Genomic DNA, 12,860 nt, shown 5'->3' with positions numbered 1-12,860 from the left:
GGAACCGGTGTCCTCAACTGCTGGATGAATGCACGGGCAGGTCGCCTTCGCGCAGCCAGACCTCGTCGATGCGGTGGTCCGGTGCCTTGTGCAGAACCATCTGCGCCCGATCGCGGGTCACCAGGATGTTTTCCGTGAGGTTCTTCAGGTTGACCTCTTCCCACAAATAGTCGGCGCGCGCCTGTGCAGCGTCGCCCGATAGAGTGGTCAGGCTCATGAAGCGTTCCATGTACCAGTGACGAATGTCGGCGGTAGGGGCATCCAGGTAGATGGAGAAGTCGTGGGCGTGGTCCAGCTGGAGGATGTTCAGCCCCTCCAGAATCAGGATGTCCGGCTGATCGATCAGGTGGAAGTGCTCGTCGATGTCCTTGATCGCCTGGGAATAGACCGGCACCTGCAAACCACGAACGCCCTGCCTGAGATCATGCAGGAACGCTTTCAGGTCGTCGGTGCGGTAGCTTTCCGGGAAACCCTTGCGGGGCATCAACTGACGCTCTTCCAGGATCCGGTTGGGATACAGGAATCCATCGGTGCTGACCACCTCGACCCGCGGTGCTTCCGGCCAGCCCTCGAACCGTTCCTTGAGCAGCGTGGACAAGGTGCTCTTGCCCACGGCGACGCTGCCGGCGATGGCCACCACGAAGGTGTGCCGATGGCCTTGATAGTGCTCGCGGATGTGTTCGCTGATCCAGGCCAGCGGCGACTCGTCGCCGAACGCCATGGCGGGGTACTTGGTGTAGGCGTGGATGCTCAAGCGTGGCCCGCCATCGTGCGATGCACTCTACGATCGGACTTAGCCACGCGCAGTGCTCAGCAGCTGTGCGGTCTGGCCCAGGCGTTTGCCCAGTGCCCGACACAGGGTTTTCTCGTGCTCGTCGAGCGCGCGCTTGCCATCGGCACCGGCATGATGGCTGGCGCCGTAGGGGGTGCCGCCGCCCTGGGTTTCCACCAAGGCCGACTCGCTGTAGGGCAGCCCGGTGATGAGCATGCCGTGGTGCAGCAGGGGCAGGAGCATCGACAACAGGGTGGTTTCCTGACCGCCGTGCAGGCTGGCGGTGGACGTGAACACCCCGGCCGGCTTGCCAACCAGGTCGCCGCTGAGCCACAGGCTGCTGGTGCCGTCGAGGAAGTACTTGAGCGGCGCAGCCATGTTGCCGAAGCGCGTCGGGCTGCCCAAGGCCAGGCCGGCGCAGTTCTTCAGGTCGTCGAGGCTGGCGTAGACCACGCCCTGCTCGGGGATCGAGGGCGCCGCGGCTTCGCACTCGGTCGAAACCGCCGGCACGCAGCGCAGGCGCGCTTCCAGCCCACTGGCTTCGACGCCGCGGGCGATCTGGCGGGCCATCTCGGCGGTGGCGCCATGGCGGCTGTAATAGAGCACCAGGATGTAGGGTGTGTTCACGCAATGATCTCCAGTACGTTTTCCGGTGGCCGGCCGATCACCGCGCGTTCGCCGTTGACCAGAATGGGCCGCTCGATCAGCTTGGGATGCGCGGCCATGGCTTGCACCAGGTGTTCCTCGCCCAGGGTGGCGTCGGCCAGGTCCAGGGTTTTGTATTCTTCTTCACCGGTGCGCAACAGTGCTCTGGCACTGATGCCCAGCTTGCCCAGCAGCGTGTGCAGGGTGGCGGCATCGGGAGGCGTTTCCAGATAGCGCACGATGACGGGCTCGAGCCCACGGGCTTGCAGAAGTTCCAACGCCGCGCGGGATTTGGAGCAGCGCGGGTTATGGTAAAGGGTCAGATCGGTCATGGGAAAAGTCGCCTCCGGCATCCAGTGGCGGGTATTCTAACCACGTGGCGATGATCGGTCGCCTTTTTCGCATAGCTGCAGGAATGAGGAAGGGTAGATCCATGAAATGGCGTATCAAGGCCCGCTTCGCACCGTTGGCGGGCCTGCTGTTGGCGGCCGCGCTGCTGGGTGGTTGCGGGGGCGACTACGGCCCTGATCAGCATGGCAACCCGGTCAGCGCCCAGACGCTGGACAAGCACTGGCTGGTGGTCAACTACTGGGCGGTGTGGTGCGGACCCTGCCGCCGCGAGATTCCCGAACTCAATGCGCTGTCACAGAGCCTGCAAGGGCAGGGCGTGCGCGTGCTCGGGGTGAATTTCGACAACCTCCAGGGTGAGGAATTGAGCGCCGCCGCCCAGACGCTGGGGATCGATTTCCCGGTGCTGGCCCAGGACCCGGCGCCGCGTTTCGTCCTGCCGCGCAGCCAGGGGTTGCCGGTCACCTACATCATCGATGACCAGGGCAAGCTGCGCGAGCAATTGATGGGCGAGCAGACCGCCGCCGGCATCAAGGCGCGTCTGGCGGCGTTGCAGGGCAACGGCAACTGAGTTGCGGTCCGGGACCGTGCTCACCTTACGCCATTTCGTTCCAGACGATAGGCGCTGACCGCCTCGTACACCGCCTTGCGCAGGCGGTTGATGCCGCCGATGGGGCGATGCGCCTCGATCCCGTGCCAGGGGCTGAAACTGAAGTTGTCGCACATCAGGTTTTGCTCGGGTGTGTCGAAATCCTGAGCCGGCACCTGGATGTGGGCCACGGTCTGGAAGGGCGCATCGCTTTCCTTCCACTGCACGCTGGTGTCTTCGATGGGCATGTAGCGCGTGGCGTCCTGCGTCTGGATCTGCAGGGCGAAGCAGGCTGGCTGACGATCGGTGGACAGTTGCTGGTACAACGCCGAGCGCAGGAAGTTGGGCACGTCGCGGTTCTGCGCCGGTGGCGTATACGCCGGGCACGTTCCCGCTTCCGGGGTGACACGGAACTTGGCGTTGAGGTTGCCGAACTTGTACGGCGACACGGAAAAGTAGGTGGTCAGCAGCGGGCTGGGCGGTGCTTCGGACAAGGTCGCCAGGGCGATGAACAGGTGCCGCACCTGCCATTGGCGCGGGTCCCAGCCTGGCAGAAAGGCCATCACCTTCTTGCCGTCGGCCTGGGCCGCCACGTTCTGGCGATACTCGGCCACGTCGCTGACGAAGAAGTTGGCATGGTTGAACATGACGAAATCCTGCTCGCCGCGTCCCTGCTGGCTGGGCAGCAGCTGATCGCCGGGCACGCCCAGCAGCTTGATGGCCATGCCGCGGGCGTCCTTCATGTTGTCGAACTGCGGATAGGCGTTGCCGTTGGACAGCCGCATCCAGGCTTGCCAGGTCTTGCCCGGTTCGCTGAACACACCCTGGCGCAGTGCCGGATCCAGGTCGGTGGCCACGCTGACCTGCGCCTGCACGCAGCCGTGCGCCTTGGCGTGGGCGTCGCGCAGGTAGCGGGTGGGTTCGCGGTGCTGGTCGACGATGCGGATGGCGGTCTGGATGATGTCCTGGGTCATCGCCGCCTCGCCGGCGGGAATCTGCTCCTGGGCCGAGACCGGCCCGGAGAACTTCCACGCGTACCACGCCGTGGCCAGCAGCCAGCCCAGCAGGCCCAGGACGATCAGCCCCAGCACCGTCCTGAACAGCCAGGTACCCAGACGCAGCCAGAAGCGGCCGATGGGGCCGGGCGGCGTCGAATCGATCGAGGGACGGTTGATCATGGCAGTCGTTTCTCCAGTGGTCCACCCAGGACCTTGAGGTATTCGAGCAGCGCCCAGCGCTCTTCGGGCTGCAGCAGGCGACCGATCACCCCGGCCCCCAGCGGGCCGTCGCGGAATTCGTGGCCGCTGTTGGCGTTGCCGGTCAGGCGCGTGTCGTAGAGGAAGCCACCGGGGAAGGCTTCGCTGCGGTAACCCAGGTGCGCCGGGTCGAATTCCAGGTTGCCGCGGTAGAAGGTCACCGAGCGCTCGTCTTGCGGCGACAGCAGTTGATAGAGGCTGGGCACCGAACCGTTGTGCAGGAACGGCGGGGTGGCCCAGACGCCGGCCAGGGGCCGGGCCTTGTACGCGCGCAGTTCACGCACGCCGATGTCCATGCCGAAGCCGTTCAGCCTTGCCTGTTCCTGCGGGCCGATGCCGGCCTGGCGGTAGGCCCGCGCCTCGACGAAGGCGGTGACGTAGGCCAGTGCCTTGGCCACGGAAATGTGCTTGAGGTCGAGCGGCTCGCTGGGATCTTCCAGCTGCACGTTCATGGTCTTGAGGGCCTGCACGTCCCAGTTCAGCGCGCTGACATCGAAACGATGATCGGCGATGTTGTTGGCAGCGGTAGGGTCGGTGCCCATGTAGTCGACCGAGCGCATCTGCAGCTTGGCCACGGGGCGCGGTCCGCTGTGATCGACCGGGGGCACGTGGCAGGCCGCGCAGTTTTCCTGGAACAGCTGCCGGCCCTGGGCGGCACGGGTCAGATCGACCTGGCCCAGCACCGCTTCGGGCCACTGCGGCGCGGGCAGACGCTCCACGGCTTGTTCGATGCGGTACAGGTCCATGACCCGCACGCTCGAGGGGTAGCGTTCGTCGCCCATCAGGGGCTGGCCGTGGGCGTCGAAGAACTCCAGGGTCGCCCCCACGCCCAACGCCTCGCCGATGTTGCGCGCCATCGGCTGCTGGGCCGAACCGTTCCACTGCACCCAGTCGAAGGTCCAGATGTCCCACAAGTGTGGATAGTCGACCGGCGCGTTGGCGACGCGATAGTTGTCGGCACTGATGGCGTCGCCGAAGGTGGCGTTGGCGATGCGGCCGAACGCATCGGCGCGGCCGGGCCCTTCCTGAACGGGGTACAGGCCGCGATGGGTGTCGTTCCAGGCGGTGTGCAGGATGCTGTTCAGCGAGGCCTTGAGCGCTGCACGCAGCGCTTCGTGCCCGGCCTCGTAGCCTTGCTCTCCGAGCACCGCCAGGGCGAAGCGCTTGAACTTCCAGGGATTGTAGTAGGTGGCCGCCATGCTCGCCGCCAGGGCCTGGCCGAAGTCGCCGCCGCGCAGGGTCGGCACCGTGGCGGGCAGCACGTGCTGCGCGGTGCCGCCGTCTACCCGCAGCGCCGTACCGTTGAAGCGCAACTCACCGGTGTGGCAGGCGGCGCAGCTGATGTCGAGAAACTGCGTGTCGCCGTTTTCGCCGGGGTGCCGGGTGAAGCCTATGGGCAAGTCGTGCGGATTCTGGGCGTGGCCCGGTTCGATCAGGAAGCCGAAACGGCCGAGGTTTTCCGGCGCCGCGAAACGCTGCGTGGAAAACGGCTGTTCCAGGTTGACGAACCAGTCGTAGTGCAGGCCCTTGACCTGGGTCCCCTGGGGGGTGAAGTAGTAGGTGTCGCGGTCGGCGTCGCTCCACTCCTGCAGATAGTGCAGGTCGCGGGCAGGGCTGTAGGCCGGCAGGTTGGGGTAGGCGATGTAGTAGGCGATGACGGCGACGGCCAACAGCGCGGCCACCAGCACGATCAGTACGCCTCGAATGAGCAAGCGCATGGGCACGGTCCTTGTGATAAGCGCGGCTTTATGCCTGAAAAAACCAGTGATGGCAACTGGCCTTTAGTCTAGTCCCAGCAATCTTTCCATAGAGCGCAGACGCCCGTCGCATCGGTGCCAGCCGGTGGTGCGCGACGCACATAAAGGGTGCAGGTCGCGGTCGATACGCCCGACCTGCGACCGGCTGCTTCGGTTCTTCGCTGAGGTTCAGGTGATTGTGGCGCATGGATTGCAAGCCTGCGCACTACACAATGCAATCGATGCCGATTGCCTCCCACACGACAACGGTGCCGTGCTGCCCGCTCTGATGAGCGCAGGCAGCTGGCGCCGTTTTTGTTTTTGTCGCCAGCAGCGAGGAGGGTCGATGACCGCCACTTCAGTGCGTAGCGTGTGCCCCTACTGCGGCGTCGGCTGCGGTATCGTCATGACTGTCGAGAGCGGCCGCGTGGTCAAGGTCAGCGGCGACAAGCAGCATCCGGCCAACGCCGGACGCCTGTGCACCAAGGGCAGCACCTGCGCCCAGCCGCTCAGCGATCCGGGGCGCATGCAGCACGCCTACCTGCGCGAGAACCGTGACCACGAGCCGGTGCAGTCGAACATGGACGTCGCCATCGCCGCGGCCGGCAGCCGCCTGCGGCAGATTCTCGATGAGCATGGCCCCGATGCCTTGGCCTTCTACGTCTCCGGGCAGATGTCGCTGGAAGCCCAGTACCTGGTCAACAAGCTTGCCAAGGGCTACGTGCGCACGCGGCATATCGAATCCAACTCGCGGCTGTGCATGGCCAGCGCCGGCAGTGGCTACAAGCTGTCGTTGGGTGCCGATGGCCCGCCCGGCTCATACGATGATTTCGATCAGGCCGAGGTGTTTCTGGTGATCGGCGCGAACATGGCCGACTGTCATCCAATCCTGTTCCTGCGCCTGCTCGATCGCCTCAAGGCCGGCGCCAAACTGATCGTCGTCGACCCACGGCGCAACGCCACTGCAGACAAGGCCGACCTGTTCCTGCAGATCGAGCCCGGCACCGACCTGGCGCTGCTCAACGGCCTGCTGCACCTGCTGCACGCCAACGGCGCGACCGACCCGGCGTTCATCGCCGCGCACACCGAAGGCTGGGAGGACATGCCGGCTTTTCTGGCCGATTACACGCCAGCCCGAGTCGCCCAGATCACCGGCCTCGACGAACAGGCGATCCGTCAGGCTGCGCAGTGGATCGGTGGCGCGGCCAACTGGATGAGTTGCTGGACCATGGGGGTGAATCAGAGCATCCACGGCACGTGGAACACCAACGCGCTGTGCAACCTGCACCTGGCCACCGGTGCCGTCTGCCGTCCGGGCAGCGGACCGTTCTCCCTGACCGGCCAGCCCAACGCAATGGGCGGGCGCGAAATGGGCTACATGGGCCCAGGCCTGCCCGGCCAGCGTTCGCTGCTGGTGGCGGCCGATCGGGCCCACGTCGAAACACTCTGGGGCATTGCCCCCGGCAGCTTGCGTGACGAAGGCAACGCCGGCACCGTCGACCTGTTTCGGCAGATGGGCGAGGGCGCGATCAAGGCGTGCTGGATCATCTGCACCAACCCGGTGGCCAGTGTCGCCAATCGCCAGCAGGTCATCGATGGTCTGCAGGCCGCAGAGCTGGTGATCACCCAGGATGCCTTTCTCGACACCGAGACCAACCGCCATGCCGACGTGCTGCTGCCCGCCGCGCTGTGGGCCGAGGCCGAAGGGGTGATGATCAACTCCGAGCGCAACATGACCCTGATGCGCAAGGCCGTCGATGCACCGGGGCAAGCCCTGCCGGACTGGCAAATCATCGCCAGGGTGGCGTGCGCCATGGGCTTCGCCGAGGGCTTCGACTACACCAGCGCCGAGCAGGTCTATGAAGAGCTGCAACGCTTCGACAACCCGCAGAGCGGTTACGACATCCGCGGCGCCAGCTACGCGCAACTGCGCCAGCAGCCGCGCCAATGGCCCGCGCTGCCAGGGCAGGAGGGTGTGCGCAGCCCGATTCGCTACCTGACCGAGGCAGGCGTGCGCTTTCCCACCGCCAACGGTCGTGCTCGGTTCTTCGCCCGTCCGCACCTGCCAGGGGCCGATCAGCCCGACGCCGAGTTCGCCATGGTGCTCAACACCGGTCGCTTGCAGCATCAGTGGCACACGCTGACCAAGACCGGCAAGGTCGCCACCTTGAACCGGCTCGACCCTGGGCCGTTCATCGAGCTTCATCCCGACGACGCCGAGCGTCTGGGCATCGGCGAGGCCGATCAGGTGCAGGTCCGCTCGCGGCGCGGCCAGGCGGTATTGCCGGCCCGTCTCAGCGACCGGGTACGGCCGGGCAATTGCTTCGCGCCGTTTCACTGGAACGACGTGTACGGCAGCGATCTGGCCATCAATGCCGTGACCAGCGACGCCACCGATCCGCTGTCGCACCAGCCGGCGTTCAAATTTGCCGCCGTGGCGCTGCAACGCGTCGGCTCGCCGAAAATCGCCCTGCAGAACCTCGATGCCGACGCGCCTGAGGCTGTCGCGGCAAGCGACGGGCAGGCGGCCATCCAGGTGCTCTGGGCTTCGCAGACCGGCACCGCGCAGGCCATCGCCGAACGCTGCGCGCAGACCCTGCGCGAGCGTGGCGCATCGGTCGCTCTGCGTGGCCTGCACGAGATCACCCCGGCCGAGCTGCTCGCCGCCCGTGACCTGTTGCTGATCACCAGCACCTTCGGCGATGGCGATGCACCGGACAATGCCGCGCGCCTGTGGGCCCAGTTGCAGGCCATGCAGGCCGAGCCGTGTGAAGACCTGCGCTATGCCGTGCTGGCGCTGGGCGATTCCAGTTACGCACAGTTCTGCGGCTTCGCCCGCAAGCTGGACGAGCGCCTGACCCAGCTGGGCGGCGAGCGTCTGCTCGATCGCGTCGAGTGCGAGCCTGACGATCAGGCGCCTGCCGAGCGCTGGATACAGGCCGCCAGTCTGCTGCTTGCCGGACCAGCGTCCAGTTCAGTGGCTGAATCGGTGGCCGGTCCGGTTGCGGCAGAAGCTGCGTTGTATACCCGTCAGCGACCCTGGCTGGCGCGCGTCCTGCACAATCAGGTGCTCAACGCCGCCGGCACCGAGAAGGAAGTGCGCCATGTGGTGTTCGACTTGAAGGACAGCGGCCTGGTCTATGAAGCCGGTGATGCCCTTGGCGTATGGCCGAGCAACTGCATGAGCCTGGTCGAGGAACTGCTGGCCTGCCTGGGCCTGGACAGCAGCGAGCGGGTCCTGCTCAAGGGGCACGGCGAGCAGCCGCTGGCAGTGGCTTTGCACAAGCATCTGGATATCACGCGCATTACGCCGCAGTGGCTGGCATTCCTGGGCGAGCGCTGCGCTGATCCGTTGTTGGCCTCGTTGCTCGAACCGGACAATGCTGGCCAACTGCAGCAGTGGCTGTGGGGGCGGCAACTGATCGATCTGCTCGAAGCCTTTCCGGTGACGCTGACCACCCAGGAACTGCTCGGCCTGCTCAAGCCCTTGCAGCCGCGGCTGTACTCCATCAGCTCCAGCGCCCGCACCGACCCGCACCAGGTGCACATCACCTTGTCGACCGTGCGTTACCAGTGCAACGAGCGCGTGCGCAGTGGCGTCTGCTCGGGCTTTCTGGCCGATCGCTCGGCGGCGGCGCTGGTGCCGATCTTCGTTCAAAAGACCCGTCAGTTCCGCGTGCCCAGCCAGGCCGATACGCCAATGATCATGGTCGGTCCGGGCACCGGCATCGCGCCGTTTCGCGCCTTCCTTCACGAGCGCCAGGCGCTGGGTCATCAAGGGCGCAACTGGCTGTTGTTCGGTGAGCAACGCGAACACAGCGACTTCTACTACCGCGACGAACTGCACGCCTGGCTGCGCAGCGGGCATCTGCACCGGCTGGATACGGCGTTCTCCCGCGACCAGGCGGAAAAGATCTACGTCCAGGACCGCTTGCGCCAGCAGGGCGCCCAGGTGTGGCAATGGTTGCAGCAGGGCGGGCATTTCTATGTCTGCGGCGATGCCAGCCGCATGGCCAAGGATGTCGACTCAGTGCTGCGCGACGTAGTGGCCGAACACGGCGCCATGAGCACGCAGCAGGCCGAGGCCTATCTGGCGCAGTTGAGCCGTGACCGGCGTTATGTGCGGGATGTGTACTGAAAGGGTGCAGTGTGCACTGGGGTGGGGCTTTGTATCAGGCGGGCCTCTTCGCGGGCAGAGCCCGCTCCCACACTGAAATCCTTGTGGGAGCGGGGCGGGCGGCGAGCCCTCTGCCCGCGAAGAGGCCCCAACTCACACTCCCCAGACAAACCCTGGCACGCAACCTGCTTCCACCCTGACAAGTCCCCGGTGCTCAACGACGATCACCCCACCGGACACCCACATTTCGACGATCAGGCAAAGGCGCCTGGAGCATTCGCTCCAGGCGTTTTTTTTTGCCCGATGGTCAAGACACCGCAACGTGCCAGGAGATACCCATGAACGCGCTCGTGAACCTCAAGCCCCGGCAGAAACTCATCGTCGTCGGCAACGGCATGGTGGGGCATCACTGTGTCGAGCAGTTGATCGAGCGCAGCGCGGTCGATCGCTACGAGATCCATGTCTTCGGCGAAGAGCGCCAGCGGGCGTATGACCGGGTGCACCTGTCCGAATACTTCGGCGGCTCGTGCGCCGAAACCCTGGCCCTGGGCGACGCCCAGTTGTACAGCAGGCACGGCGTCACCCTGCACTTGGGCCAGCCGGTGATCGAGATCGACCGTCAGGCCCGTGAAGTGGTCACCGCCAACGGGCGGCATGCCTACGACGTGCTGGTGCTGGCCACCGGTTCGTTCCCGTTCGTGCCGCCCATTCCGGGCTGTGAGGGCAACGCGCGACTGGTTTACCGCACCCTGGATGATCTGGACGCGATCCGCGCTGCGGCGGTCGGGGCGCACCGTGGCGTGGTGGTCGGCGGCGGGCTGCTGGGCCTGGAGGCGGCCAACGCCTTGAAGTCGCTGGGGCTGGAAGCGCACGTGGTCGAATTCGCTCCGCGGCTGATGCCGGTGCAACTGGACGCCGAAGGGGGCGCGGCGTTGCGCGCGCGTATCGAAGCCCTGGGCGTGGGTGTGCACACCGCGCGCGCCACGCAGAACGTGGAGGCCGGCGAGACCCATCGCTATCGGATGAATTTCGACGGCGGCGAGTATCTGGAAACCGACCTGATCGTGTTCTCGGCCGGTATCCGTCCTCAAGACGCACTGGGCCGCGCCAGCGGGCTGGAGATCGCCGCCCGCGGCGGTATCGTCATCGACCCGCACTGCCGCACCAGCGACCCGGCGGTGTATGCGATCGGCGAGTGCGCCTCCTGGAACGGCAGCATCTTCGGTCTGGTAGCGCCCGGTTACAGCATGGCCCGCAACGTCGCCTGCGAATTGGCCGGGGAAAGGCCGGTGGCGTTCAGCGGCGCCGACATGTCCACCAAGCTCAAGCTGCTCGGGGTCGACGTGGGTTCCATCGGCGACGCCCATGCCAGCACGCCGGGCGCCAAGAGCTACCGTTTCATCGACGAAGCCAGCGCCAGCTACCGGCGCCTGGTGGTGGACGCCAGCGGCAAACGGGTTCTCGGCGCCGTGCTGGTCGGCGACAACAGCTACTACGACACCCTGCTGCAATACGCGCAGAACGGCATCGCCTTGCCGGCCGACCCGTCGACGCTGATCCTGCCGCTGTCCGACGGCGCACCGGTTCTCGGCGCCGATGCATTGCCCGATACGGCCATGATCTGCTCCTGCCACAACGTCAGCAAAGGCGCGATCTGTTCCGCCATCGACGGCGGTTGCGGCGACCTCTCGGCGCTCAAGTCGCAGACCAAGGCCTGCACCGGCTGTGGCGGCTGCGCGGCGCTGCTCAAGCAGGTCTTCGAGCATGAACTGACGGCCCGTGGCGTGACCGTCGACAAGAGCCTGTGCGAGCACTTCGCCTACACCCGCGCCGAGCTGTACGCGCTGGCCCGTGTCGAAGGCATCGCCAGCTTCGAGGACATGCTTGCCCGCCACGGCCGCGGCGCCGTGGGCTGCGACGTGTGCAAGCCCACCGTCGGCAACATCCTCGCCTCGTGCTGGAACCAGCCGATCATGGACCCCTCGCTGGTGCCGCTGCAGGACACCAACGACACCTTCATGGCCAACATGCAGAAGAACGGCACCTACTCGGTGGTGCCGCGCATTCCCGGCGGTGAGATCACTCCGGACAAGCTCATCGCCATCGGCGTGGTGGCGAAGAAATACGACCTCTACACCAAGATCACCGGTGGCCAGCGCATCGACCTGTTCGGCGCGCAGTTGCACGAGCTGCCGGAGATCTGGAGCGAACTGATCGAAGCGGGCTTCGAAACCGGGCATGCCTACGGCAAGTCGACCCGCACCGTGAAGTCCTGCGTGGGCAGCACCTGGTGCCGCTACGGCGTGCAAGACAGCGTGGCCATGGCCCTGCGCATCGAGGACCGCTACAAGGGCCTGCGTTCGCCGCACAAGCTCAAGTTCGCGGTATCGGGCTGCACCCGCGAGTGCGCCGAGGCGCAGAGCAAGGACATCGGCGTGATCGCTACGGAAAAGGGCTGGAACCTGTACGTCTGCGGCAACGGTGGCATGCGCCCGCGTCACGCCGAGCTGTTCGCCACCGACCTGGATGACGAGCAACTGATCCGCTACATCGACCGCGTGCTGATGTTCTACATCCGCACCGCCGACAAGCTGCAGCGCACCTCGGTGTGGCGCGAGAATCTGGAAGGCGGCCTGGAATTCCTCAAGCAGGTGGTCCTGGAAGACAGCTTGGGCGTGGGCGCCGAACTCGAAGCGCAGATGCAGCGGGTGGTCGATCACTATGAATGCGAATGGGCCAACGCCCTTAAGGATCCGGAAAAGCTCAAGCGCTTCCGCACCTTCGTCAATGACAAACGCGCGGACCCTGGTGTGCAGTTCGTCAAGGAACGCGGCCAGCGCCGCCCCGCCCATGCGGGCGATGTCGTGACGTTGATCCCGGTGGTCGAGGAGGTGGTGTGATGCAGGCAGTCGAAGCTGTGCAGGCGATGACCTGGCAAGCAGTGTGCGAGCGGTCGGACCTGATCGCCAATTCCGGTGTGGTGGTGTGGCTGGACGGTGACCAGATCGCATTGTTCTACCTGCCCGAAGCAGGCGAGGGCAGGGTGCTGCACGCCATAGACAACCACGACCCGCGCTCGGGCGCCAACGTGCTGGGCCGTGGAATCGTCGGGTACCTGCAGGGGGAGTTGGTGGTGGCGGCGCCGCTGTACAAGCAGCATTACTGCTTCAGCGACGGGCGCTGCCTGGAGGCGCCGGATCAGCATGTCAGGGTCTGGCCGGTGCGCTTGAATGGGGATCGGGTGGAGATTGGCAGGTTGTAGGTAGGTCTTGCTGGCCTCTTCGCGGGCAGAGCCCGCTCCCACAATGGTCCGGCGTACGCACACTAATGTGGGAGCGGGCTCTGCCCGCGAAGAGGCCCTCACTACCAAAGCAAACCCCATGGCCCAATGCTACGA

Annotated in this window: 9 protein-coding genes; 4 read left to right on the top strand and 5 right to left on the bottom strand. The window is 65.8% G+C overall.

Features of this window, described 5'->3' with window-relative positions:
• Window positions 1-13: 13 nt before the first annotated feature.
• Genes ASF66_RS07130 through arsC form a run of 3 tightly spaced genes read right to left on the bottom strand, consistent with a single transcriptional unit; the run spans window position 14 to window position 1,749 of the window.
• The gene (locus ASF66_RS07130; RefSeq protein WP_049861063.1) at window positions 14-754 is read right to left on the bottom strand and encodes a type I pantothenate kinase; all 741 of its coding nucleotides are present in this window, start codon (window positions 752-754) and stop codon (window positions 14-16) included.
• Window positions 755-793: 39 nt separating this feature from the next.
• Window positions 794-1,399, bottom strand: coding sequence for an NAD(P)H:quinone oxidoreductase (wrbA, locus tag ASF66_RS07125; protein ID WP_056843271.1), 606 nt, complete (start codon window positions 1,397-1,399; stop codon window positions 794-796).
• Complete coding sequence (arsC, locus tag ASF66_RS07120) at window positions 1,396-1,749, bottom strand: arsenate reductase (glutaredoxin) (RefSeq protein WP_049861061.1); 354 nt, start codon at window positions 1,747-1,749, stop codon at window positions 1,396-1,398. The genes wrbA and arsC overlap by 4 nt, the downstream gene beginning before the upstream one ends.
• Window positions 1,750-1,850: 101 nt before the next feature.
• Between arsC and ASF66_RS07115 the strand changes: the two genes are divergently transcribed.
• A complete protein-coding gene (locus ASF66_RS07115; RefSeq protein WP_056843270.1) occupies window positions 1,851-2,336 on the top strand; it encodes a TlpA disulfide reductase family protein in 486 nt (161 codons plus the stop codon).
• A 20-nt stretch (window positions 2,337-2,356) separates the two neighbouring features.
• On the opposite strand, the gene ASF66_RS07110 is transcribed toward ASF66_RS07115, so the two are convergent.
• Both ASF66_RS07110 and ASF66_RS07105 read right to left on the bottom strand, forming a co-directional pair.
• Window positions 2,357-3,532, bottom strand: a complete 1,176-nt coding sequence (locus tag ASF66_RS07110) for a catalase family protein (RefSeq protein WP_056843269.1) — start codon at window positions 3,530-3,532, stop codon at window positions 2,357-2,359.
• Window positions 3,529-5,328, bottom strand: a complete 1,800-nt coding sequence (locus ASF66_RS07105; RefSeq protein WP_056843268.1) for a di-heme-cytochrome C peroxidase — start codon at window positions 5,326-5,328, stop codon at window positions 3,529-3,531. The genes ASF66_RS07110 and ASF66_RS07105 overlap by 4 nt, the downstream gene beginning before the upstream one ends.
• A 364-nt stretch (window positions 5,329-5,692) precedes the next feature.
• Between ASF66_RS07105 and ASF66_RS07100 the strand changes: the two genes are divergently transcribed.
• The 3 genes from ASF66_RS07100 (at window position 5,693) to nirD (ending at window position 12,725) form a co-directional block, all read left to right on the top strand.
• Window positions 5,693-9,484, top strand: a complete 3,792-nt coding sequence (locus tag ASF66_RS07100; RefSeq protein ID WP_082484526.1) for a bifunctional nitrate reductase/sulfite reductase flavoprotein subunit alpha — start codon at window positions 5,693-5,695, stop codon at window positions 9,482-9,484.
• A 317-nt stretch (window positions 9,485-9,801) separates the two neighbouring features.
• The gene (nirB, locus tag ASF66_RS07095; RefSeq protein ID WP_056843267.1) at window positions 9,802-12,363 is read left to right on the top strand and encodes a nitrite reductase large subunit NirB; all 2,562 of its coding nucleotides are present in this window, start codon (window positions 9,802-9,804) and stop codon (window positions 12,361-12,363) included.
• Window positions 12,363-12,725, top strand: coding sequence for a nitrite reductase small subunit NirD (nirD, locus tag ASF66_RS07090; protein ID WP_056843266.1), 363 nt, complete (start codon window positions 12,363-12,365; stop codon window positions 12,723-12,725). Before nirB ends, nirD begins: the two co-directional genes overlap by 1 nt.
• Window positions 12,726-12,860: the final 135 nt, after the last annotated feature.

The sequence above is a fragment of the Pseudomonas sp. Leaf129 genome (assembly GCF_001423465.1).
In the GTDB taxonomy this organism is placed as follows: Bacteria; Pseudomonadota; Gammaproteobacteria; order Pseudomonadales; family Pseudomonadaceae; genus Aquipseudomonas; species Aquipseudomonas coleopterorum.
The sequence above is the reverse complement of the archived record's forward strand: the minus strand, read 5'-3'. Positions and strand labels throughout refer to the sequence as shown.